The sequence below is a fragment of the Nocardia sp. NPDC005825 genome (genome assembly GCF_040630175.1).
Taxonomy (GTDB): Bacteria; Actinomycetota; Actinomycetes; order Mycobacteriales; family Mycobacteriaceae; genus Nocardia.
This window is the reverse complement of sequence record NZ_JBEXXC010000005.1, coordinates 557,649-580,762: the sequence shown is the minus strand read 5'-3', so window position 1 is coordinate 580,762 and position 23,114 is coordinate 557,649. Positions and strand designations below refer to the sequence as shown.

The window sequence follows — 23,114 nt, the reverse complement described above, 5'->3', positions numbered from 1 at the left end:
CCCATCTGCCAGACCAACATAGACCAAACCAGGATTGATTCTATAACGTGTTCTACATGACTGATCGGGATTACGACGTGGTGGTGGTCGGCAGCGGTGCCGCCGGTATGTCCGCCGCCCTCACCGCTGCGCACCACGGTCTGCGCACGGTGCTCATCGAAAAAGCCGCTCATTACGGCGGTTCTACCGCGCGTTCGGGCGGTGGCGTCTGGATTCCCGGAAACAAGGTGCTCAAGGCCGCCGGCAAGGGCGACGACCTGGACGAGGCGCGGACCTACCTCTACAGCATCATCGGCGACGTGGTGCCCAAGGAGAAGATCGACACCTACATCGATCGCGGCGCCGAGGCGTTCGACTACGTCCTGGACCACTCCGCGCTGAAGATGACCTGGGTGCCGGGCTACTCCGACTACTACCCGGAGGCACCGGGCGGCAAGGCGGACGGCCGCTCCTGCGAGCCCAAGCCCTTCAACCTGAAGGTACTGGGCGCAGAGCGCTTCAATCTGGAGCCGCCCTACAGCAAGGCGCCGCTGAACGTGGTCGTCATGCAGGCCGACTACAAGAAGCTCAACCTGATCCGCCGCCACCCGAGCGGCATCCTGCGCGTGCTGCGCGTCGGCACCCGCTGGGCGTGGGGCAAGGCCACCGGCAAGGCGCTGGTCGGCATGGGCCAGGCGATCATCGCGGGTCTGCGCAAGGGCCTGCTGGACGCGAACGTCCCGGTGCTGCTCAACACCCCGCTGACCGGTCTGGTCATCGAGAACGGCGTGGTCACCGGCGTCGAGGCCACCGAGAACGGCGAGACCGTGCGGTTCAACGCCAAGTACGGCGTGATCCTGGGCAGCGGCGGCTTCGAGCGCAACGCCGACATGCGGCACAAGTACCAGCGTGAGCCCATCACCACCGAGTGGACCACCGGCGCCGAGGCCAACACCGGCGACGGCATCCGCGCGGGCATCGAAGCGGGCGGAGCGATCGACTTCATGGACGACTCGTGGTGGGGTCCGACCACCTTCCGCGGCGAAGGCAAGCCCTGGTTCTGCCTCGCCGAGCGAAACCTGCCCGGATCCATCATGATCAACACGCAAGGTCAGCGATTCGGTAATGAGTCCGCTCCTTACGTCGAGGCTGTGCACACCATGTACGGCGGCGAATACGGGCAGGGTGAGGGTCCGGGCGAGAACGTGCCGTGCTGGCTCGTGTTCGATCAGCGCTACCGGTCTCGCTACATCTTCGCCGGATTGCAGCCTGGCCAGCCGATTCCGTCCCGCTGGATGGAAAACGACCTCATTGTCAAGGCCTCTTCGGTAGAAGCTCTCGCGGAGAAGATCGGCGTCTCGGCCGACAACCTGGCCGCCACCATCGAGCGCTTCAACGGCTTCGCCGAGACCGGCAAGGATCTCGACTACAAGCGCGGCGACTCCGCCTACGACCGCTACTACGGCGACGAGACCATCAAGCCGAACCCGTGCCTCAACAAGCTCGAGGTCGGCCCGTTCTACGCGGTCAGGATGGTCCCCGGCGACCTGGGCACCAAGGGTGGTCTGGTCACCGACAACGACGCCCGCGTGCTGCGCGAGGACGGCACCGTGATCGACGGCCTCTACGCCGCCGGCAACACCTCGTCGCCGGTCATGGGCCACACCTACGCCGGTCCCGGCGCGACCATCGGACCCGCGATCACCTTCGGCTACCTGGCCGCCCTCGACATCGCCGCCAAGGCGAAGAACGGCGCGCCGGTGAAGGCCGACAAGGCGTCCTGAACCGTCCCAACCCGGTTCAGGATCGGGTTGGGCGCGAGTCGGGTCACGTCGAGTCCGCGCCCAACCCACCCACACATCCCGTCGTACCGCTCTATCCCGGCGGGGTGTGTGACGACAACTGAAGAACCCGGATCCGCCATCGCGAACGCTCTTTCCGATGGCGGGTCCGGCGTATATCCCGAGCATATGGAGCCGAGCGCGGCGACGCGCTACCCGGTCAGCGGGCGCAAGCTTGCGGACTCGGCGGCCGCGTTGAACCATCGGACCCGAGTGGGGTCGCGATCACGAGGAGAACTTTCATGCCCATCGACTTGAGTGTCGCGCTCGGCGCGCAGATCCCGGCGCGCGATTTCAGCTGGTCGGCCAGCGACGTGCAGACCTACAACCTGGCGCTGGGCGCGGGCAACCGCTGGACCGACGCCGCCGAGCTGCGCTACCTCGACGACCGGGACCCGGCCGTGCTGCCGAGCTTCGCGACCGTCGCGCCCTCGTTCCACGAGACCGAGCCGCCGAAGGTGAAGTTCGACGGCATCGACATCGACCTGGCGAAGGTCGTGCACGGCAGCCAGGAGACGATCGTGCACCGCCCGATCCCCGCCGCCGGCAAGGGCTCCATCTCCGGCAAGATCACCGAGATCTGGGACAAGGGCAGCAACGCCGTCATCTGGCGCGAGGACGTCGCGATCGGCTCCGACGGCGAGCCCCTGTGGACCTCCCGCTCCTCCATCTTCGCCAAGGGCGAGGGCGGCTTCGGCGGCGAGCGTGGCCCGAGCGCGAAGGCCGAACTCCCCGACCGCGCACCGGATTTCGAGGTCCTCACCCCCACTCTGCCGCAGCAGGCCCTCCTCTACCGCATGTGCGGTGACCGCAACCCGCTGCACTCGGACCCCGAGTTCGCCCGCAACGCCGGCTTCCCGAACCCGATCCTGCACGGCCTGTGCACCTACGGCCTGGTCCTCAAGACCGCCACCGACACCGCCCTGGCCTCGGACGTCTCCCGCGTCAAGGGCTTCCGCGCCCGCTTCGCCGGCGTCATGTACCCCGGCGAGACCCTCCGCTCGCGCATCTGGCAGCAGGACGGCGAGCTCGTCATCGCGGTGACCGTCGTCGAGCGCGACGACGCCCCCGTCCTCGCCGACGTGGTCCTCACCCACTCCTGACCCCGGTCTCCACTGGGCCGCAACCGACTCCGGTTGCGGCCCGGCGTTGTTGGGGGCGTGGGTTTGTCCACAGCCTTCCCCAATGTGAAAGGCCCCTGTGGATGAAATCCACAGGGGCCTTTTCTATCGCCAGGGTTCTGGAGGAACCCGCCTCACAGCCAGGTGTCGAGCGTGGTGGTGGTGAGGAAGTGTTCGAGATCCGCGCGCCAGGGGGCGGGGGTGGTCTTCTCCGGTTCGATGGCCGTGTACTGGCCGCGGTAGAAGAGCAGCGGCCTGCCGGAGTCCGTGGACTCCGACAGGGCCTGTACCCGGCCGATCACGATGTAGTGATCGCCGCCGTCGAGCACGTTGTCCACAGTGCACTGGATCGTGGCCAACGCGCCGTCCAAAACCGGGAGGTCCAGCTCCGAGGTGTGCCAGTCGATTCCGCCGAACTTGTCGGGTTCGCGGGAACCGAAACGGGCGCACACCGGCTGTTGCTCCTCGGCCAGCATGTTCACGGCGAAACTGCCGTTGCGTTCGATCGCCGCCCAGGAGCGGGAGCCCTTGGTGGGGCAGAACAGCACCAGTGGCGGATCGAGGGACAGGGCGGCGAACGACTGGCACGCGAAGCCGATCGGCGCCCGCTCGTCGCCCTCGCCGTCGAAGGTGGTGATGACGGTGATGCCGGTGCAGAACTGCCCCAGCACATTCCGGAACTGACGCCCATCGATGACGGGGTGCCCGTCGGTGGTCGCGTTCGTGGTCAATTCTGCCTCGGTCACTGTTCGGCCGCCCCTGTTGTCCGTGTTCGCTACTTGAAGCCGACGGTGAAGTCGTGGCCCCACAGGCTGACCGCGGTGGACTCCCGCGCGATCCACGAGTGATCGTCGACCTCGAGTCCCTCACAGCCGAATTCGATGTCGAACCCGCCCGGCGTCTTCATGTAGAACGACAGCATCTTGTCGTTGATGTGCCGGCCGAGAGTAGCCGACATCTTGACCTTCTTGCGGTTCGCGCGATCCAGGCAGAGGCCGACATCGTCGGAGTTCTCCACCTCGACCATGAGGTGCACGATCCCGGTCGGGTTCGGCAGCGGCAGGAACGCCAGCGCGTGGTGGCGCGGGTTGCAGCCGTAGAAGCGCAGCCAGGCCGGGTCGCCGTCGGCGGGACGGCCCACCATCTGCGGGGGCAGACGCATGGAGTCACGCAGGCGGAAGCCCAGCACGTCCTGGTAGAACGCCTGCGCCGCGGCATCGTCGGTGCAGGTGAGGACCACGTGGCCCAGACCCTGCTCGGCGGTGACGAACTTGTGGCCGTACGGGCTCACGAAGCGGCGGCCCAGGTACTGCGCGCCGTAGAACGCCTCGAGGGTGTTCCCGGACGGGTCCTGGAAACGGATCATGCCCTCGACGCGGCGCTCACCGAGTTCTTCCTTGGTGCCCTCGGTGTAGGCGACCCCGGCCTTCTCCAGGGACTCCCGCAGCTCCTGCATGCCCTTGGCGTCGGTGACCTCCCAGCCGGAGACCAGCAGGCGGTCCTGCTCGCCCGGCACGATGATCAGACGCGCGGCGAAGTCGTCCATGCGCAGGTAGAGCGCATCGGGGTCGAGCCCGCTGCCCTCCATCATGCCGAGCACCTTGAGGCCGTACTCGCGCCAGGCCGCCATGTCGGTGGCCTCGATGCGCATGTACCCGAGTGCCTTGATACTCATGGTCACTTCTCCTTGACGCCGAGCAGGAAGTCGGTTGCCAGGCGGTTGAATTCGTCGAACTTCTCCAACTGCGCCCAGTGGCCGCAACCGCCGAACACGTGCAGCTGCACGCGCGGCACCATCTTCAATGCCACGAGCGCGCCGTCGATCGGGTTCACGCGGTCCTCGCGGCCCCAGATCATCAGCACCGGCTGACGCAGCTTGAACGCGTCGCGCCAGATCATGCCCTTGGCGAAGTCGGCGCCCGCGAAGGACTTGCCCATGGCGCGGGTGGCGGCCAGGGATTCCGGCTGCGAGGCCGAGGCGAAACGCTCCTCGACGAGTTCCGGCGTGATCAGCGACTGGTCGAAGACCATGATCCGCAGGAACGCCTCCAGGTTCTCCTTCGTGGGTTCGAAGTTGAACTTGGACAGCAGCTTCACGCCCTCGGTCGGGTCCGGCGCGAACAGGTTGGTGGACAGGCCGCCCGGGCCCATCAGCACCAGCTTGCCGGCGCGGTCCGGGTAGTCCAGCGCGAAGCGGGTGGCCGCGCCGCCGCCGAGCGAATTGCCCAGCAGGTGAACGCGATCGGTGATGCCGAGGGTGTCGAGCAGGTCCTTCAGCGCCGAGGACGAGTGCACGAAGTACTGCGGGTGCTCGGTCGGCTTGTCGGACTGCCCGAAGCCGGGCTGGTCGACGGCGAGGACGTGGAAGTCCTTGGCCAGCACCGGAATGTTCTTGGCGAAGTTCGACCAGGAGCTCGCGCCCGGACCGCCGCCGTGCAGCAGCACGATGGTGGGGCCGTTGCCGACGCCCGCCTCGTGATAGTGCAGCTTCAGGTCCGGTCGCACCTGCGCGAAGCGCGAGGTGGACTCGTAGGTGATTTCCTCTACGGCCGTCACGGATTACACCATTCCGTCGGTGACCGGCAGGCCGAACGCGTGGGTGCCGTACATGACGTAGGCGCGCTCGGGATCCTGCGAGGCGTGCACGCGACCGGCGTGGGCGTCACGCCAGAAGCGCTGCAGCGGAGTGCCTTCGACCAGCGCGGTGGCGCCGGCGGCCTCGAAGAGGCGGTCGACGGAGGCGATCACGCGGCCGGTGGCGCGCACCTGGTCGCGGCGGGCGGCGGCCCGCATCTCGAACGGGACGTCCTTGCCCGCCACGATGCACGCGTACTCGTCGGCGATATTGCCCGACAGCTGACGCCAGGCGGCGTCGATGTCACTGGCGGCCTCGGCGATCCGGACCTTGGCGAACGGGTCGTCCTTGGCGTTCTCGCCGGCGAAGGCGGCGCGCACGCGCTTGCCCTGGTGCTCGACGTGGGCCTCGTAGGCGCCGTAACCCATGCCGATGATCGGCGCGGTGATGGTGGCGGGGTGGATGCTGCCCCACGGCATCTTGTACAGCGGATCGGTATTCTGCTCCAGGCCAGGCGATTTCAGTTCGCCCATGGTCCGCATGCTGAGGAAACGGTGCTTGGGAACGAAAACGTCCTTGACCACGACGGTGTTGGAGCCGGTGCCGCGCAGGCCCACCACGTGCCACACGTCGTTGACGACGTACTCGCTGCGGGGGATCAGGAACGAGCCGAAGTCGACCGGCTTGCCGTTCTTGATGACCGGACCGCCGACGAACACCCAGTCGGCGTGATCGGAGCCGGAGGACCAGGCCCACGAACCGTTGACGGTGTAGCCCGAGCCGTCCTCGGTCACCACGCCCGCGCCCATCGGGGCGTAGGAGGAGGAGATCCGGACCTCGGTGTCGTTGCCCCAGACCTCTTCCTGGGCCTTCTGGTCGAACAGCGCCAGGTGCCAGTTGTGGATGCCGAGGATGCCGGCACACCAGCCGGTGGAACCACACGCGCTGGCCAGCTTGCGGACCTGGTCATAGAAGATCACCGGATCCGCGGCGTAGCCGCCCCACTGCTTGGGCTGCACGAGCTTGAAGAAGCCGGTCGCCTGCAGATCCTTGACGGTCTGGTCCGGAAGGCGGCGCAGATCCTCGGTCTCCTGGGCGCGCTCACGCAGGGTCGGCAGCAGCGCCTCTACCCGCTCAACTACTTCTTGCGTCATCTCGCCAGTTGCTCCTGCCTGGTACGGGGACCGGAAGCGGTCTTCGTTTGCCCCTGAGAGTAGAACACGTTCTTATTCCTGTCGAGAACGCGGTTCACGCCCAGCTCAGAGAGACGCCATCCTGGTAGTTGGTCCTATCGCTGGCAAACCTCCGGCCGATTTTGTAACGTGTTCTAGTACATCCATAGGAGGATCAGGAAATGGCGACAACCCCCCAAGGGCCCCGCGGGAAGGTCCGCGAGATCGACGTGGGCTCCGCGCCCACCCGTTTCGCCCGGGGCTGGCACTGTGTAGGCCTGGCCAAGGACTTCCGGGACGGCAAGCCGCACTCGGTCAATATTTTCGGCACCAAGCTGGTCGTTTTCATGAACAGCCAGGGTGAACTGAAGGTCCTGGACTCCTACTGCCGCCATCTCGGCGGCGACCTCTCCATGGGTGAGGTCAAGGGCGACTCCATCGCTTGCCCGTTCCACGACTGGCGCTGGGGCGGCAACGGCAAGTGCACCGGTATTCCGTACGCCCGCCGCGTGCCCCCGCTGGCCCGCACCCGCGCGTGGACCACGCTCGAGCGCAACGGCCAGCTGTACGTCTGGCACGACCACGAGGGCAACCCGCCCTCGGACGAGGTGACGATTCCCTACATCGAGGGTCCGTACACCAATGCCGACGGCACCCCGTCGGAGAGCCTCAACGACGGCTGGACCGACTGGACCTGGCACTCGCTGCTGATCGAGGGTTCCAACTGCCGCGAGATCATCGACAACGTCGTGGATATGGCGCACTTCTTCTATATCCACTACGCCTTCCCGACGTACTTCAAGAACGTCCTCGAAGGTCACGTCGCCACCCAGTACCTCGAGACCAAGGGCCGTCCGGACGTCGGCAAGGCCGCTGAGAACGGCATCGACGTGCTGCTCAAGTCCGAGGCGTCGTACTTCGGCCCGTCGTACATGATCAACCCGCTGCTCAACATCTACAGCGGCTTCGAGGTCAAGACGGTCCTCATCAACTGCCACTACCCGGTCTCGCAGGACTCGTTCGTGCTGCAGTGGGGTGTGTCGCTGCAGAAGCCGCAGGGGCTGCCCGAGGAGCAGGCGGAGAAGTTCGCGGCCAAGATGACCGAGGGCGTGTCCGAGGGCTTCCTGCAGGACGTCGAGATCTGGAAGCACAAGTCCAAGATCGACAACCCGCTGCTGACCGAGGAAGACGGCCCGGTCTACCAGCTGCGTCGCTGGTACGAGCAGTTCTACGTCGATGTCGCCGACATCGACCCGAAGATGACGCAGCGCTTCGAATTCGAGATCGACACCTCCAAGGCCAACGAGCAGTGGGGTCTCGAGGTCGAGGAGAACCTGCGCAAGAAGGCGGAGGCCGAAGCGGCCGCCGCGCAGGAGGCGAACGCCTGATGACCACCTGGGCGAAGGCACCCGATTTCGCGGACCGGCCGGAACAGCGAGCGCAGGTGCGCGCCCAGACGGTCGTCGACAAAGAGCACTACATGGAGTCCGGGCTGACGCCGATCGCGTGTCAGACCTGCGGCACCCAGGTGCAGGTGCGCAAGCACAGCCACAACCAGAAGACGGTGCAGTGGACGACCGACCCGGCCGCCACCTGCCCCGTCTTCCGCAAGCTGGCCGAGTCCGGGCCCACCACCGGGAAGCCGGACTCGTGCCCGAACCTCGAGAAGACCATCGACCACGCGGTCGCGGAAGGACTTCTCGGGATCGACGACTGAAGTCGGTCGACCCACCGGGTTTCACTTGCAGCGTGCCCGCCGCGCGAAAGCGCGGCGGGCACGAGAACTGAAGAGTGGACACTCCCTCAGTCGAGCCGGAAGTCGGCGAAGTCGAATCCGGGGGAGACGACGCAACTCACCAGCGCGTAGTCGTCTCCCGCCGGACGGGCGGCCTGGCTGATCCCGCCGGGAACCACCGCCTGGGGGCGCTGCCCCTGCTCGACATCGGGTCCGAGGACGATCTCCTCACCCCCGATGTTCAGCAGCAGGGGACCACCCCGATGCCAGAACCAGATCTCGTCCGAGGCCACCGTGTGCGGCGCGGACTTCTCACCCGGCAGTAGCAGGAAGTAGATCGCGGTGCCGCTCGCCCGCGGCCCCGGATAGTCATCCGGCGTGAATTCCACCGGGCTGCGCCAGGTTTCGCGATACCAGCCACCCTCGGGATGCGGCTGAAGATCCAATTCCACGGCCAGTTTCGGACGGTCGTCGCTCATCGGTTCACTGTATTTCCCGACGCCCCGGGATGCGGGGCGGCGCGAGAATCAACAGGCTGTGGCGAGCGGATATGGTCGAAGCGTGGACCTGCTCAGCGAAGCCATCTCCGCCATTCGGACCGGTCACCCCACCTCCGGCATGTTCGTGCGGCACGCGCCGTGGGGCCGCGCGTATCCGGTGGTGCCCGGCTCGGGATTCCATGTGGTGCTGCAGGGTTCGTGCTGGCTGGTGCCGCCGGACGGGGAGCCGATGGCCCTCGGCGTCGGCGATGTGATCTTCATGCCCCGCGGGGCTGACCACCTGCTGGTGGACCGTCTCGACAGCGCCGTCACCGAGCAGGCGCGGCCGGGCGAGCCGCGGGAGATCGCCGGGCCGGGTGCGCGCTGCGTGCTGGTCTGCGGGGCCTACGAACTCGGGCGGCAGCGCAGCCACCCGCTGCTGGACGAGCTGCCCGAATTCATCCATCTCCCCGCCCGTCCCGGCCGCCACCCCGCCCTGCGCGGAGCGGTGGACCTGCTCGCCGCCGAGATCTCCGAACCGCGGGCGGGCACCGACGCCGCCATCCCGGCCCTGCTGGAGACCCTGCTGCTGTTCGCCCTGCGCGCCTGGTTCGACGATCGGGCCGACGCGCCGACGGGCTGGGCCGCGGCCTTCACCGATCCGGCCGTCGCGACCGCCCTGCGTGCCATGCACGAAGCGCCCGAGCGGGGCTGGGCGGTACCCGAACTCGCTGCCGTGGCGGGTGTTTCGCGGGCCACCCTGGCCCGGCGGTTCACGGCCACGGTCGGCGAGCCGCCGCTGTCCTACCTCACCCGGTGGCGCATGCTCACCGCGGCGCGGCTGCTCCGGGAGTCCGACACCCCGTTGTCGACCGTCGCCCGAAAGGTCGGCTACCAGAGCGAATTCGCGTTCGCCAAGGCGTTCAAACGCGAATACGGGCTGGCGCCGGGACAGTACCGGCGCGCGGAGGGTCAGCCCGCGGTCATCGCGGTGTGAGGTGGGCGGGCTGCTGAACGGCCGGTGAATCCGGAGGCGGAAGGGCGGCGCGGCGGCCTAGGCTGGCAGGCGTGACGGACTGGCGTGCACGCAAGGGACCGATCGGGGTACTGACGGGCGCGGGCATCTCCACCGATTCCGGGATTCCGGATTTCCGTGGGCCGCGCGGGGCCTGGACCAAGGATCCGATCGCGGAACTGCTCTCCACCTATCAGAACTATGTGGCCGATCCGGAATTGCGGGCGCGGGCCTGGCTGGCCCGCCGCGACAATCCGGCCTGGACGGCCACCCCGAACGACGCCCATCGCGCGCTGGCCAGGCTGGCGGCGGAGCGGCAGGTCGGGATCATCACGCAGAACATCGACCGGCTGCATCAACGGGCGGGCTCGGACACGGTCGTGGAGATCCACGGCAATATGTTCGAAGTCGTCTGCGTCGACTGCGAATTCACCGACTCCATGGCGGCCACCCTGGAGAAGGTCGCCGCCGGGGACCCGGATCCCGCCTGCCCGGAGTGCGGCGGAATCCTCAAGGCGGCCACCATCATGTTCGGGCAGCACCTGGATTCGGATGCGATCCGGGCGGCCGTGCAGATCGCCGAGACCGCGGAAATCTTTCTGGCCGTGGGCAGTACGCTCCAGGTCGAGCCCGCGGCCTCGATGTGCGCGGTGGCCGTGGACGCGGGCGCGGACCTGGTCGTGGTGAACGCCGAGCCGACCCCGTACGACGAGTACGCCGCCGAGATCGTGCGCGAACCGATCGGGGTCGCGCTACCCCGGTTGGTGTCGGAGATCCTGGGGGACTGAGAGGTTCAGCTGAACGGGGTCTTCGGGCGGGCCTGGAGTTCGCCGTCGATCCATAGGTCGATCTTCTCGTTGTAGAAACAGGCGAGCCCGGCGATCTTCTGGCTCTCCGGCAGCGGCGTGCGGTAGATCCAGACCAGGTCCGGGAACACCTCGTCGCCGAGCCGGACCGACCAGTATTCGGCGGTGCCCTTGTATGGACAGTGCGTCTCGGTGTCCGACGGTGTCAGCAGGTCCATCCGGACATCGGTGAGCGGCACGTAGTAGCGCGCCGGCAGGCCGGTCTCGAACAGGATGCGCGGGCCGTGCGAATCGGCCAGCACCTGGCCGTTCAGTTCCACCCGCACGTGCCGGGAACTGCCGAGGATGTCCACCCGGGTGTAGGGGTCGCGCGGGTGCACGTAGATCGGTTCGTCCTCCTCGAACCATTCCGTCATGGCGTGGAAATCCAGTTTCACCAGGTCACGCAGTTCCGGGAGTGGGGAATCGAGGTGCCGGACGGCCGCCCCGGCCGCCACCACGCCGTCGGTCACCACATCGAACTCGGTGCCGGTGCCGCGGCTGGGGGACGGGCGGGTCTTGCCATTGGGTTCCAGCTTGGCCCGCAGGTCGGCGACCGGCAGGTAGTAGGTGGGGTAGTGCGGGGACTCCCACACCAGCGTCGGAGTGACGGTGTCCGCGGCCAGGTGACCGCCGAGGTAGGCGCGTACCCGCTTGGCGCTCGGTTCGACGCGTACTCGGCCGCGCTGAGTCTCGGTCATACCTTCCGACGGTACGCCCGCCATGGAAGCGGCTGGCGGCGAAGCGGATTCGGGAAGCGGGCCGACGCGTGTCCAGTTCGGTGCGGGAGGCGATTTTCCCCGGCTGACCAGGCTCGATAGGGTGGGCTCGCAATTTATGGGCAACACAAGAAGGTGGCGGTCAGATGTCGGAACCGGTCGAGACGCTCGTGACGGGGCCGGACGGCACGCTGACGGCGGGCGCCGACGCCGCCCCACCCGAGCCTCAGGGGCTGCGCACCGGGCTCCGACGCCGCCACATGACCATGATCGGCATCGGCGGGGCGATCGGGGCGGGCCTGTTCGTGGGCAGCGGATCGGTCATCCAGACCGCCGGGCCCGCCGCCGTGCTGTCCTACGCGGCCGCCGGGCTGGTGGTGCTGGCCGTGCTGCGCGCCCTCGGTGAGATGGTGGTCGCCCGCCCGGTCGCCGGCTCGATGGGGGAGTACGCGCGCCTGGCCATGGGCCCGTTCGCCGGATTCACCGTCGGCTGGCTGTACTGGTACCTCTACGTCATCCTGGTCGGGGCCGAGGCGGTGGCCGGGGCGGCCATCCTCGGCACCTGGGTCGACCTGGACCAGTGGGTGCTCTCGGCCGGACTGCTGATCATCATGACCGCCGTCAACCTGCTGTCGGTGAAGTCGTTCGGCGAGTTCGAGTTCTGGTTCGCCTCCATCAAGGTGGTGGCCATCGTCGGCTTCCTGGCGGTCGGGCTGGCCTGGATCTTCGGGCTCTGGCCCGGGTCGCAGTCCGGATTCGGGAATCTCACCGGCCATGGCGGTTTCGCGCCCAACGGGGTCACCGGCATCTTCTCGGCAATCGTGGTGGTGATGTTCGCCTTCGGCGGCACCGAGATCGTCACCGTCGCGGCCGCCGAGACCAAGGAACCGGCCAAGGCCGTCACCCGGGCCACCAACAGTGTGCTGTGGCGGGTGGGCTTGTTCTACGTGGCCTCGATCTTCCTGGTGGTCACGATCCTGCCCTGGAACGACGCCAAGGTGCTGAAGAGCCCGTTCGTCAGCGCCCTCGAACACATCGGCATCCCCGCCGCGGGCACCATCATGCAGGTCGTCATCCTGACCGCGGTGCTGTCGGTGCTGAACTCGGCCATCTACGTCTCCTCCCGCATGCTCTACGTCCTCACCCGCGACGGTGACGCCCCCGCCGCCCTGGTGAAGCTCAACAAGCGCGGCGTCCCCGCCCGGGCCGTCCTGCTCGGCACCATCGCCGCCTGGGGCGCGGTCATCGCCTCCTATGTCTCCCCGGACAAGGTCTTCACCTTCCTGGTGAACTCCATCGGCGTGGTGCTGGCCTTCGTCTACGTGGCGATCATGTTCTCCCAGCTCCGCCTGCGCGCCCGTCTCCGCCGCGAGGACCCCTCCGCCCTCACCTACCGCATGTGGGGCTATCCCTACGTCAGCTGGGCCGTGATCATCGCCCTGTTCGCCGTCTTCGTCGCGATGGCCCGCAACCCCGACCAGCGCAACCAGCTCATCGCCTCCACCGTCAGCCTCCTGGCGGTCATGGCGATCTACCCCCTGCGCGCCAGATTCGGTCGCAAGAAGCCGGTCCGCGAGGTCGAGGTGCTCCACCACTGACCGCCCGATTACTCCCCGGCGGGTTTGACCACGACCGCGGTGCCGTAGGCGGCTACCTCGCTCATGGTGTTGGCAATCTCGTTGCAGTCGAAGCGCATTGCGATCACCGCATTCGCGCCGTAGGCCATCGCATGTTGGCACATTCGCATGATCGCCTCGTGCCGCGACTGGTACAGCAGCTGCGTGTACTCGTGAATCTCGCCGCCGCCCAAGGCCCGGAACCCGGCCGCGAAGTTCGCGCCGAGACCACGACTGCGCACGGTCAGCCCCGCGACCTCACCGATCACCCGGACGATCTCCTGCCCCGGCACATCGTTCATGGTGGACACCAGGATCGGGAACTGCGGAGCCGGCGGCTGCTGCGGCTGCGGCTGGCCCTGCTGCGGGTAGGGGGCCTGGCCCTGCGGGGGATAGGGCTGCTGGCCGGGACCCTGCTGCGGGTACTGCTGCTGATAGGGCTGCTGCGGCGGCATGGGTTGGTTCATGAGCGGGATGGTACGGGGCGGAATCGACCGCGGGCGGCATCCAGGTGAACGGGCCGGGGACGGCGAACGGCCCGTGCGCGGTGAATCGCGCACGGGCCGTTCGGGAAAGCGTCGCCGCTAGGCCGGGCGGGCCAGGGGGCGGGCGGGAGTGCCGAACAGCTGGGCGTCGGCGTGGGCGCGCTTGAAGAACAGGTGCGCGTCGTGTTCCCAGGTGATGGCGATGCCGCCGTGCATCTGGACGGTCTCCGAGACCACCGAGTTGAAGGTGTCGATGGCGTGCAGGCGAGCGGCCTGGATGTCGATCGGGTCGATCGCGCCCTCGGCGAGACCGGCGATCGCCAGGTAGCCCAGCGAGCGGGCCGACTCCACCAGCACGTACATGTCGGCCATGCGGTGCTTGAGGGCCTGGAAGCTGCCGATCGGGCGACCGAACTGCACACGCGACTTCGAGTACTCGACGGTCATGTCGAGGCACTGCTCGGCCGCGCCGATCTGCTCGGCAACCATGGCGGCCCAGGCGATCTCACGCAGGCGGGTGACGTCGAGCTGCCCCAGCGGGGTCGCCGCCACGGAGTCGAAGTCGACGCGCGCCAGCTTGCGGGTCGGGTCCTGGGTGACCACGGCGGTGCGGGTGACACCCGCCGCGTCGCCCGCGACCTCGAACAGGCCGTCGGCGGTGAGCACCAGCAGGGTGTCGGCGAACACGCCGTCGAGCACGTAATGCGCGGAGCCCGAGAGGGTTCCACCGGCCGACTGGACACCGAAGGCGTCCCAGCCGCTCGCCGCCGCCCAGCACAGGGCCAGCGTCCGCGCGCCCTCGGCGACCTCCGGCAGCAGCCGCTCGCCGGCCTCGGTGTTCCCGGCCAGCAGCAGCGCCTGCACGCCCAGCACGGTCGAACCGAGCATCGGGGGCGCGGACAGCGTGCGGCCGAGTTCCTCGACCACCAGCAGGGATTCGACCAGGCCGACCCCGATGCCGCCGAACTCCTCCGGAATGGCCAGGGCCGCCACGCCGACCTGCTCGCACAGCAGCTTCCACAGCTGTTCGTCGTAGCCGCGCTCGGTCTCCAGCCCGCGCCGCATGGCCGCGCTGTCACCGTGCTTGGTCAGCACCGCGCGCACGGTGGTGACGAGTTCCTGCTGTTCGGCAGTGAGGCTCATGCGTTCGCTCCCAACGGATTAAAGGTGCTCATGCCACATTGCCGGCGCGCAGGGCGGCGGCGATGCGGGCGCGGTGCTCGGCCGGGGTGCCCCAGGCCGAACGCAGGGCGGTGACCTTGGTCAGCCACAGCGACAGATCGCATTCGGCGGTGTAGCCGATCGCGCCGTGCACCTGCAGCGCGATGCGCGCGGTCTGGTACGCCGCCTCACCGCAGGCCAGCTTGGCCGCGGAGATGTCGCGACCGCGGGTCTCGGCGTCCGCGCCCGACTCCAGGGTCAGGGCGGCGCGGTAGAGCAGCGGCAGCGCCATCTCCAGGCCGATGTGGGCATTGGCCAGGTGGTGCTTGATGGCCTGGTTGCGGCCGATCGGGGTACCGAACTGCTGGCGCTGCTTCACGTACTCGACGCTGGTGTCCAACATGGCCCGGCCCGCGCCGAGCAGCTGCGCGGCGGCGGCCAGAGCGGCGGTGTCGAAGGCCAGATCGATGGCGGCGCTGACGCCTTCGCCCTCGGCCAGGGTCTCGCCCGCGGTCACGGTGAACAGGCGGCGCGCGGCGTCCACCGACGTCACCAGGTCACCGGCGGTGCCCACCGCGATGCGGTCGCCCTCGGCGATCAGCACCAGGTCGGCGATATCGGCGTCCAGCGCGGTGGCGGCGCCGGCGGAGCGGCCCGCGTTCGCGCCGGCCGACGCGGTCACCGCGAGGGTGCCCAGCTTCGCGCCCTCGGCCAGCTCCGGCAGCTTCTCGGCGGCGAGCGCCGAGTCCGGAAGCGCCTGCAGCAGTGCGGGAATCGCGGCGGCGGTCTCCACCAGCGGACCCGGCACGGCGGCCCGGCCGATCTCGGTGAAGGCCACGATCATCTCGACCGGACCGGCGCCGAAGCCGCCGTTGTCCTCGGAGACGGTCAGCCCCAGCGCGCCCGCCTCGGCCAGCTGGCCGATCAGCGCGCGCCCGGCGGCGGCCTCGCCCTCGCCCCACGCCCGGACCACGCCCGGCGTCTTGGCGGCCTCGCCCATCTTGCGCAGGCTGGCGGCGAAATCGTTCTGTTCTGCGGTCAATGCGAATCGCATGTCGTCGTCCTCCCTGTGGCTATCGCGGCAGGCCGAGCAGGCGTTCGGCGATGATGTTGCGCTGGATCTCGTTGGTGCCGGCGTAGATCGGGCCCGCCAGCGAGAACAGGTAGCCGTCGGTCCACGCCGACTCCTGCTCCGCGGCCGCGCCGTGCAGATCGAGCGCGGTCTCGTGCATGGCGATGTCCAGATCCGACCAGAACACCTTGTTCACCGAGGACTCCGCGCCCAGCTGGCCGCCGTCGGCCAGGCGGGTCACGGTGGCCCAGGTGTTGAGGCGGTACGCCTCCGCGCCCACCCACGCGTCGACCACGCGGTCGGCCGCGGCGGTGTCGGACTCGGCGGCAGAGTCCGTCCACAGCTCGATCAGCTTGCGGGCGGTGGCGTTGAACCGGCCCGGCGCGCGCAGCGACAGACCGCGCTCGTTGCTCGAGGTCGCCATGGCGACCTTCCAGCCGTTGTTCGCCTCGCCGATCACGTCCTGATCCGGCACGAACACGTTGTCCAGGAAGATCTCCGCGAAGCCCGGCTCGCCGTCCAGCTGCGGAATCGGCCGCACCGTGATGCCTTCCGCGGTGAGCGGGAACATCAGGTAGGTGAGGCCGCGGTGGCGCTCGGCCTCCGGGTCACTGCGGAACAGGCCGAAACCCCAGTCCGCGAACGAGGCCCGCGAGCTCCAGGTCTTCTGGCCGTTGAGCAGCCAGCCGCCCTCGGTGCGCTTGGCGGTGGAGCGGATACCGGCCAGGTCGGAACCGGCCTCCGGCTCGGACCAGGCCTGCGCCCAGATGTCGTCGGCGCGAGCCATTCTCGGCAGGATGCGGGCCAGCTGCTCGGGCGAACCGTGCTCGAACAGGGTGGGCGCCAGCAGGAAGATGCCGTTCTGCGAGACGCGACCCGGCGCGCCCGCGGCGTAGTACTCCTCCTCGAAGATGACCCATTCGGTCAGCGAGGCGTCGCGGCCGCCGTACTCGGCGGGCCAGGCCACACACGACAGGCGGGCGTCGGCCAGCTTGGCCTCCCACTCGCGGTGCAGTTCGAAACCGGCCTTGGTGTCCATGGACGGCAGGGGAGCGGCGGGCTTGTTGGCCGCCAGGAAGTCGCGCACCTCGGCGCGGAATTCCTCGGTCTTGCTGTCGAATTCGAGATCCACTTACTTTGCCCTGTCGTTGGTGGTAGCGGCAGCCTTCATGGACTTGGCGTCCATGCCGCCCAATGAGCCGGTGCCGACCTCGGCGTTGTGCGCGTGCGCGAAGTGATGCAGGCCGAACACGGAATCCATGCCCGCGCGCATCCCCATCAGGTCCTCGCACTGGTTGACGGCCTTCTTGGTGAGCGCCAGCCCGAACTGCGGCATCTCCGCGATCTTCTCGGCGAGCGCGAAGGTCTGCGCCTCCAGCTCCTCGCGCGGGACAACGCGATTCAGCATTCCCCACTCGTAAGCCTGTGCCGCGGTGAAGCGCTCACCGGTGAACAGCACCTCCTTGGCGCGCCGCGGACCCAGCACCCACGGGTGCGCGAAGTACTCGACGCCCGGAATGCCCATGCGCACCACCGGATCGGAGAAGAACGCGTCCTCGGAGGCCACGATCATGTCGCAGGCCCACGCCAGCATGAGCGCGCCCGCGATGCACGCGCCCTGCACCATGGCGATGGTCGGCTTGGGGATCTCCCGCCAGCGCCGGCACATGCCCAGGTACACCTCGGACTCGCGCGCGAACCGCTGATCGCCGCCCGGCCGGTCCACGTGGTCCCACCACATGACGGCCTGGTTCTCGTAGGAGATGTGGTGGTCGCGGCCCTGCGTGCCGATATCGTGCCCGGCGCTGAAATGCTTTCCGGCCCCGGCCAGGACGATCACCTTGACCTCGGCGTCCTCGACGGCCTTGGTGAAGGCGGCGTCGAGCGCGTAGGTCATGACCGAGTTCTGCGCGTTGCGGAAGTCCGGCCGGTTCAGCGTGACGACCGCGATCGGGCCGCGCTTCTCGTAGAGGACGACTTCGCCCTCATCGGGGATGGGCCCCAATTCCTGGCTCACGCCTTCTCCTCATCACGTAGGTTGCGCTTCAGGACCTTGCCCGCCGCGTTGTAGGGCAGCGCGTCACGGAATTCCACGAACCGCGGCACCTTGAAGTTGGCCAGCATGGTCTTGGCCTGCGCGATCACGTCCTCGGCGGTCAGTTCCGAGCCCGCCCGGCGCACCACGTACACCTTGCCGACCTCGCCCATGCGCTCGTCGGGCACGCCGATGACCGCGGTCTCGGCGACGCCGTCGATGCGGGCCATGGCCTGCTCCACCTCGGCGGGATACACATTGAAGCCGCCGGAGATGTACATGTCCTTGAGCCGGTCGGTGACCTTCATGTACCCGCGCTCGTCGATCACCGCCACATCGCCGGTGTGCAGCCAGCCGTCCGGATCGATGGTGGCGGCGGTGGCCTGCGGGTCTTCGAGGTAGCCACGCATCACCTGGTCGCTGCGCAGCAGCAGCTCGCCGTTGTCGGCCAGCTTCATCTCGAAGCCGTCGATGGGGCGGCCGCAGGTGTTGGCGATGGTCTCGCTGGAGTCCTCGGGGCGGCACATGGTGCCGAAGCCGCCCGACTCGGTCTGGCCGTAGGCGGTCAGCACCACGTCGAAAGTCAGCTCCGAGCGCAGTCTTTCGATGAGCACCACCGGCACGGTGGCCGCACCGGTCACCGCGACGCGCAGGCTGGACAGATCCGCGGCATCCCGCTGGGGGTGATCGAGGATGGTCTGGTGAATGGTCGGCGGGCCGGTGAGCACGGTGATGCGCTCGGCGGCGATCAAGCGCATGGTCTCGGGCACGTCGAACACGGCCTGCGGCACGATGGTCGCGCCGGTGGCCAGGCAGGTGATGATGCCCGCCTTGTAGCCGAAGCTGTGGAAGAACGGCGGCACCACCAGGTAGCGGTCGTCGCTGTTCAGGGTGGCGCAGTCGGCCCAGGCCCGGGCGCTGGTCAGCAGCTGGCGGTGCGCGATGAGCGCGCCCTTGCTGCGTCCGGTGGTGCCCGAGGTGAACAGGATGTCGGAAAGATCGTCCGGCGACACCGATTCCGCGCGCGCCACGACCTCGTCGAGGCTGACGGTCTCGGCCACCTTGCCCAGATCGGACCAGGCGATGGCGTTCTCGACGGGAGCCTCGCCCTCGACCGGAATCACGACGATCGTCTCGATGCCCAGTTCGGGTGCGTGCGCCCGCAATTCGGCCAGCCGGTCACGGCCGAGGAACTCACCGGCGATGAACAGCGCCTTGGCGTGCACCCGCGACAGCGTGTCCGCCGCCTCGTCGGCGACGTACCGCGTGTTCAGCGGCACGATGGTCGCGCCCACGTAGTGGGTGGCCAGCACCGCGGTCACCCAGTGATGGGTGTTGGGCGCCCAGATGCCGATGCGATCGCCGCGTTCGATGCCGCGGGCCATGAGCGCACGGGCGGTCTCACGGACCGAGTCCAGCAGTTGCGACCAGCTCAGTCGCACGGCACCGTCGGCGACGGCGGCCGCGTCACCGTAGGCGTCCGCCGCCGCGTGCAGAGCGAGCGGTGTGGTCTGCGGAGGAGATGTCACTGGGCTTCCTCGCTGTCCGGGAATGGGTCTAACAAAGCAAGTGCTTGGTAGGTTACTCTACCGACGTGAGCATGATCCAGACCCCCGAACCGGCCAGCGGGACTGAGCCCCGCGAGGATGCCGAATTCCGCACCGAGGTGCGGGAATGGCTGGCCGAGAACCTGAACGGCCAGTTCCGCGAGCTGCGCGGTCTGGGTGGTCCCGGGCGCGAGCACGAGGCTTTCGAGGAGCGGCTCGAATGGGACCGCGCCCTCGCCGCCGCCGGGCTGACCTGCCTGGGCTGGCCCAAGGAGTGGGGCGGTCGCGACGCCACCCTGCGCCAGCAGGTCATCTTCCACGAGGAATACGCCAAGGCCGACGCCCCGGCCCGGGTCTCGCACCTGGGTGAGGAACTGCTCGGCCCGACCGTTCTGGCCTTCGGCACCGAGGAGCAGAAGCAGCGCTTCCTGCCCGGCATCCGCAATGTCACCGAACTGTGGTGCCAGGGCTACTCGGAGCCGGGCGCGGGTTCGGACCTGGCCGCCGTCACCACCTCCGCCCAGCTCGAGGGCGACGAGTGGGTCATCAACGGTCAGAAGGTCTGGACCTCGCTGGCGCATCTGTCGGACTGGTGCTTCGTGGTCGCCCGCACCGAGAAGGGCTCGACCCGCCATCACGGCCTGTCCTATCTGCTCGTGCCCATGAAGCAGCCGGGCGTCGAGGTGCGGCCGATCATCCAGCTCACCGGGACCGCGGAATTCAACGAGGTCTTCTTCGAGAACGCCCGCACCGCCGCAGATCTGGTGGTCGGGCAGCCCGGCGACGGCTGGAAGGTCGCCATGGGCACGCTCACCTTCGAGCGCGGCATCTCCACGGTAGGCCAGCAGATCCGCTACGCGCGGGAGCTTGCCGATCTGGAGGCCGTGGCCAAGGAGAACGGCGCGATCGACAACCCGGTCATCGCCGATCGCCTGGACAAGGCGTGGGTCGGCCTGCGGGTGCTGCGCGCCCACGTGCTGCGCACCCTCGAGTCCGGCCACGACGGCGCGTCGGTGGACGCTCGCACCGCCGCGGGTCAGGCGTCGGTCACCAAGCTGCTGTGGGCCAACTGGCACCGCGACCTCGGTGAGCTGGCCATGGACGTGCTCGGCGCGCCCGGCCTGATCGCCGACGGCGAGGGCGATGACCTGAACGCCTGGCAGCGCATGTTCCTCTTCACTCGCGCGGACACCATCTACGGCGGTTCGAACGAAGTGCAGCGCAATATCATCTCCGAGCGCGTGCTCGGACTTCCCCGAGAGGCTCGACCGTGACGGATCTGTCCACCGCCCCCGAAATCACCCCCGGCCACAACCTGCTGGCGGGCAAGATCGCCGTGGTCACCGCCGCCGCGGGCACCGGCATCGGGTCGGCCACCGCGCGTCGCCTGCTCTCCGAGGGCGCGGACGTGGTGATCTCCGACTGGCACGAGCGTCGCCTGAAGGAGACCGAGGAGGCCCTGCAGGCCGAGTTCCCGGACCGCCGGGTCGCTTCGGTGCCGTGCGACGTCAGCTCCACCGAGCAGGTCGACGCCCTGATCGCCGGCGCCGTCGCCGCGTTCGGCCGCATCGACGTCATGGTCAACAACGCCGGTCTGGGCGGCGAGGTCCCGGTCGTCGACATGACCGACGAGCAGTGGGACAAGGTCCTCGACATCACCCTCAACGGCACCTTCCGCGCCACCCGCGCGGTGCTGAAGTACTTCCGCGAGGCGGGCCACGGCGGCGTCGTCGTGAACAACGCCTCGGTGCTCGGCTGGCGCGCCCAGCACGGCCAGGCCCACTACGCCGCCGCCAAGGCCGGCGTGATGGCGCTGACCCGTTGCTCGGCCGTCGAGGCCGCCGAGTACGGCGTGCGGATCAACGCAGTGGCCCCGTCCATCGCCCGCCACGCCTTCCTGGACAAGGTCACCTCGGGCGACCTGCTCGACCGCCTGGCCGCCGGTGAGGCCTTCGGCCGCGCCGCCGAGCCATGGGAGGTGGCCGCCACCATCGCCATGCTCGCCAGCGACTACACCACCTACCTGACCGGTGAGGTCGTCTCCATTTCGAGCCAGCGCGCGTAATTCGTTTCGGGCTCGGCCGAATTAGTGCGTTCGGCCGATACGAAATGCTGTGCCGTGCGGTCGCAGCTTTTCTCACTGCCGCGTTCCCTCCGGGGACGCGGCAGTGCCCGTTTTACCGAAGAAATAAATGGCTGGCGCGCCGACCCTCTGGTTGTGCAATCCTTGTTTAGGCCGGTACCGCTAGTCGAAGGGCACGACCCATGGGTCCGGATCGCCGACAACAAGCACGTCCAGAACACGCCCACGAGGAAATGGAACTCGAGCTCGTGCGCGAGGTCGTACTGGCGCGTCGCAGGCTCGACAATGGCGTTCTGGCCGCACTGACTTTGGGTGCGGAATTACTCGACCACGACTCCGAGTGCGCCACCGCCATGCGCGCGGCGCAGATCCTCGAACAACACGCGGTGGACGAATCCGATGTGACACGTGACCCGCGGGCCGCGTTGCGGCAGGACATGATTCGCGACCGCGATCGCGCCCGCCGACTCGGTCTGTCCCGGGCCGCCGGGCATCCGGACACCGAAGCCGAACAACGCCGCCGAAAACGAACGGCCCTGCTGTGCGAGGTGCGGTCCGACCTGCTCGAGGTGGTCCGGACCTGCCGCCGCCTGCGCTACGACCATGTGGCCTTCGCCGACGGGATCGCGCAGGGATTGTGCGCCGCCACCGACAAATTGGTGGTCGGCGCGGATATGGAGACCTATCGCGCGTGGCAGCGCGGCATGGTGTTGAAACTCATCGAGGAACCCGCGCGGGGCGACGCGCCACCTCGGGTCATGGCCACCGTGGACGCCGGGCCGGGCCGGGATCCGCTGACCGTCGAATGGGACAGTCCCGAGCGCAGATTGGCACTGGTGGCCCGGATGGCCCGCGCGGGCATCTCGCCGATCGTCATCTGCGACCGCCTGCTGGCCGACCTATCGGTGTCCTCTCCCTTGCGCTTCTCGATGCGATGAGTGGGAACACACCTGGACCAAGCAAATGCTTGGTTGTATATTGACGGAGTGACCCAACCAGACCCCTCCAAATCGGCACGTCGCACCGAGCTGCTCGGCCTCGCCGCGAACCTATTCGCGGAGCGTGGCCTGCGTGCCACCACGGTGCGCGACATTGCCGACGCGGCGGGGATTCTATCCGGGAGTCTGTACCACCACTTCGATTCCAAAGAAGCCATGGTGGACGAGATCCTGCGCGGGTTCCTCGACGACCTCTTCGGACGCTACCGCGAGATCGTGTCGGCGGGCGTGCCCGCGCGCGACACCCTCGAGGCCCTGGTCACCGCGTCCTACGAATCCTTCGACCGGTTCCACGCCGCCGTCGCCATCTACCAGGCCGAGGCCAAACGCCTCAGTGGCACTCCACGATTCGACTACATCGCCGAATACAACAAGGAGTTCCGCGAGCTCTGGCACCAGGTGCTGGCCAAGGGCGTCGCCGACGGCAGCTTCCGTCCGGAGATGGACATCGAGCTGGCCTACCGGTTCCTGCGCGACACCGTCTGGGTGTCGGTGCGCTGGTACCAGCCCGGCGGCCGGATCACCGTGGACAACCTCGCCAAGCAGTACCTGACCATCGTTCTCGACGGGCTCACCAGCCCCGACCAGCGCGCCTAGAGCAGTAGGAGTTTTCATGTCAGCACCGTCCCGCCGCCA

23 protein-coding genes are annotated in these 23,114 nt (G+C 68.3%); 11 read left to right on the top strand and 12 right to left on the bottom strand.

The features are described 5' to 3' along the window. The first annotated feature begins 47 nt into the window (after positions 1-47). Positions 48-1,763, top strand: a complete 1,716-nt coding sequence (gene kstD, locus ABZ382_RS17710) for a 3-oxosteroid 1-dehydrogenase (protein ID WP_357089858.1) — start codon at positions 48-50, stop codon at positions 1,761-1,763. A gap of 299 nt (positions 1,764-2,062) precedes the next feature. Continuing rightward, positions 2,063-2,923: a MaoC/PaaZ C-terminal domain-containing protein gene (locus tag ABZ382_RS17705; protein WP_357089855.1), complete on the top strand. Its 861-nt coding sequence runs from the start codon at positions 2,063-2,065 to the stop codon at positions 2,921-2,923. A gap of 152 nt (positions 2,924-3,075) precedes the next feature. Here the strand turns inward: ABZ382_RS17705 and hsaB are convergent, their stop codons facing one another. From hsaB to hsaA, 4 genes are read right to left on the bottom strand one after another with little or no spacing between them, the layout of a single operon-like run. Continuing rightward, a complete protein-coding gene (hsaB, locus tag ABZ382_RS17700) occupies positions 3,076-3,672 on the bottom strand; it encodes a 3-hydroxy-9,10-secoandrosta-1,3,5(10)-triene-9,17-dione monooxygenase reductase subunit (RefSeq protein WP_357089853.1) in 597 nt (198 codons plus the stop codon). A 44-nt stretch (positions 3,673-3,716) separates the two neighbouring features. Further along, on the bottom strand, positions 3,717-4,616 hold the full coding sequence (gene hsaC / locus ABZ382_RS17695; protein ID WP_357089850.1) for an iron-dependent extradiol dioxygenase HsaC: 900 nt from the start codon (positions 4,614-4,616) through the stop codon (positions 3,717-3,719). 2 nt (positions 4,617-4,618) lie between these two features. Beyond that, a complete protein-coding gene (hsaD, locus tag ABZ382_RS17690; RefSeq protein ID WP_357089847.1) occupies positions 4,619-5,497 on the bottom strand; it encodes a 4,5:9,10-diseco-3-hydroxy-5,9,17-trioxoandrosta-1(10),2-diene-4-oate hydrolase in 879 nt (292 codons plus the stop codon). Positions 5,498-5,500: 3 nt separating this feature from the next. Beyond that, positions 5,501-6,670: a 3-hydroxy-9,10-secoandrosta-1,3,5(10)-triene-9,17-dione monooxygenase oxygenase subunit gene (hsaA, locus tag ABZ382_RS17685; RefSeq protein ID WP_357089844.1), complete on the bottom strand. Its 1,170-nt coding sequence runs from the start codon at positions 6,668-6,670 to the stop codon at positions 5,501-5,503. A gap of 200 nt (positions 6,671-6,870) precedes the next feature. Here hsaA and ABZ382_RS17680 point away from each other — a divergent pair, with 200 nt between their 5' ends. Both ABZ382_RS17680 and ABZ382_RS17675 read left to right on the top strand, forming a co-directional pair. Continuing rightward, positions 6,871-8,076, top strand: a complete 1,206-nt coding sequence (locus ABZ382_RS17680; protein WP_357089842.1) for a Rieske 2Fe-2S domain-containing protein — start codon at positions 6,871-6,873, stop codon at positions 8,074-8,076. Beyond that, a complete protein-coding gene (locus ABZ382_RS17675) occupies positions 8,076-8,405 on the top strand; it encodes a hypothetical protein (protein WP_357089840.1) in 330 nt (109 codons plus the stop codon). Before ABZ382_RS17680 ends, ABZ382_RS17675 begins: the two co-directional genes overlap by 1 nt. Positions 8,406-8,491: 86 nt before the next feature. Here the strand turns inward: ABZ382_RS17675 and ABZ382_RS17670 are convergent, their stop codons facing one another. Continuing rightward, positions 8,492-8,902 (bottom strand): cupin domain-containing protein, encoded by a 411-nt coding sequence (locus ABZ382_RS17670; protein WP_357089837.1) that lies wholly within the window; start codon positions 8,900-8,902, stop codon positions 8,492-8,494. 82 nt (positions 8,903-8,984) lie between these two features. On the opposite strand from ABZ382_RS17670, the gene ABZ382_RS17665 reads away from it, so the two are divergent. Continuing rightward, positions 8,985-9,899 (top strand): AraC family transcriptional regulator, encoded by a 915-nt coding sequence (locus tag ABZ382_RS17665; protein WP_357089834.1) that lies wholly within the window; start codon positions 8,985-8,987, stop codon positions 9,897-9,899. 71 nt (positions 9,900-9,970) lie between these two features. After that, entirely contained in the window at positions 9,971-10,705 is a 735-nt protein-coding gene (locus tag ABZ382_RS17660; RefSeq protein ID WP_357089831.1) for a Sir2 family NAD-dependent protein deacetylase, read from the top strand. A 5-nt stretch (positions 10,706-10,710) separates the two neighbouring features. Here the strand turns inward: ABZ382_RS17660 and ABZ382_RS17655 are convergent, their stop codons facing one another. Then, positions 10,711-11,463 (bottom strand): DUF427 domain-containing protein, encoded by a 753-nt coding sequence (locus ABZ382_RS17655; protein WP_357089829.1) that lies wholly within the window; start codon positions 11,461-11,463, stop codon positions 10,711-10,713. A gap of 164 nt (positions 11,464-11,627) precedes the next feature. Here ABZ382_RS17655 and ABZ382_RS17650 point away from each other — a divergent pair, with 164 nt between their 5' ends. Continuing rightward, on the top strand, positions 11,628-13,079 hold the full coding sequence (locus ABZ382_RS17650; RefSeq protein WP_357089826.1) for an amino acid permease: 1,452 nt from the start codon (positions 11,628-11,630) through the stop codon (positions 13,077-13,079). A gap of 8 nt (positions 13,080-13,087) precedes the next feature. Here ABZ382_RS17650 and ABZ382_RS17645 read toward each other — a convergent pair whose 3' ends face one another. From ABZ382_RS17645 to ABZ382_RS17620, 6 genes are all read right to left on the bottom strand, one after another. Beyond that, positions 13,088-13,414 carry a heavy metal-binding domain-containing protein gene (locus tag ABZ382_RS17645; RefSeq protein ID WP_357089971.1) on the bottom strand — a complete coding sequence of 109 codons (327 nt, stop codon included), beginning with the start codon at positions 13,412-13,414 and terminating at the stop codon, positions 13,088-13,090. Between the two features lie 267 nt (positions 13,415-13,681). Next, a complete protein-coding gene (locus ABZ382_RS17640) occupies positions 13,682-14,725 on the bottom strand; it encodes an acyl-CoA dehydrogenase family protein (protein WP_357089824.1) in 1,044 nt (347 codons plus the stop codon). A gap of 28 nt (positions 14,726-14,753) precedes the next feature. After that, the gene (locus ABZ382_RS17635; protein ID WP_357089821.1) at positions 14,754-15,797 is read right to left on the bottom strand and encodes an acyl-CoA dehydrogenase family protein; all 1,044 of its coding nucleotides are present in this window, start codon (positions 15,795-15,797) and stop codon (positions 14,754-14,756) included. Between the two features lie 19 nt (positions 15,798-15,816). Next, positions 15,817-16,947: an acyl-CoA dehydrogenase family protein gene (locus tag ABZ382_RS17630; protein WP_357089818.1), complete on the bottom strand. Its 1,131-nt coding sequence runs from the start codon at positions 16,945-16,947 to the stop codon at positions 15,817-15,819. Next, positions 16,948-17,832: an enoyl-CoA hydratase gene (locus ABZ382_RS17625; protein WP_357089815.1), complete on the bottom strand. Its 885-nt coding sequence runs from the start codon at positions 17,830-17,832 to the stop codon at positions 16,948-16,950. It lies immediately after the preceding gene. Further along, entirely contained in the window at positions 17,829-19,379 is a 1,551-nt protein-coding gene (locus ABZ382_RS17620) for a FadD3 family acyl-CoA ligase (protein ID WP_357089812.1), read from the bottom strand. Before ABZ382_RS17620 ends, ABZ382_RS17625 begins: the two co-directional genes overlap by 4 nt. Before the next feature lie 71 nt (positions 19,380-19,450). Here ABZ382_RS17620 and ABZ382_RS17615 point away from each other — a divergent pair, with 71 nt between their 5' ends. The 4 genes from ABZ382_RS17615 (at position 19,451) to ABZ382_RS17600 (ending at position 23,075) form a co-directional block, all read left to right on the top strand. After that, the gene (locus ABZ382_RS17615; RefSeq protein WP_357089968.1) at positions 19,451-20,671 is read left to right on the top strand and encodes an acyl-CoA dehydrogenase family protein; all 1,221 of its coding nucleotides are present in this window, start codon (positions 19,451-19,453) and stop codon (positions 20,669-20,671) included. Further along, positions 20,668-21,462 (top strand): SDR family oxidoreductase, encoded by a 795-nt coding sequence (locus tag ABZ382_RS17610; RefSeq protein ID WP_357089810.1) that lies wholly within the window; start codon positions 20,668-20,670, stop codon positions 21,460-21,462. The genes ABZ382_RS17615 and ABZ382_RS17610 overlap by 4 nt, the downstream gene beginning before the upstream one ends. Before the next feature lie 251 nt (positions 21,463-21,713). Further along, the gene (locus tag ABZ382_RS17605; protein ID WP_357089807.1) at positions 21,714-22,418 is read left to right on the top strand and encodes a hypothetical protein; all 705 of its coding nucleotides are present in this window, start codon (positions 21,714-21,716) and stop codon (positions 22,416-22,418) included. Positions 22,419-22,466: 48 nt separating this feature from the next. After that, positions 22,467-23,075: a TetR/AcrR family transcriptional regulator gene (locus ABZ382_RS17600; protein WP_357089804.1), complete on the top strand. Its 609-nt coding sequence runs from the start codon at positions 22,467-22,469 to the stop codon at positions 23,073-23,075. Positions 23,076-23,114 lie beyond the last annotated feature (39 nt).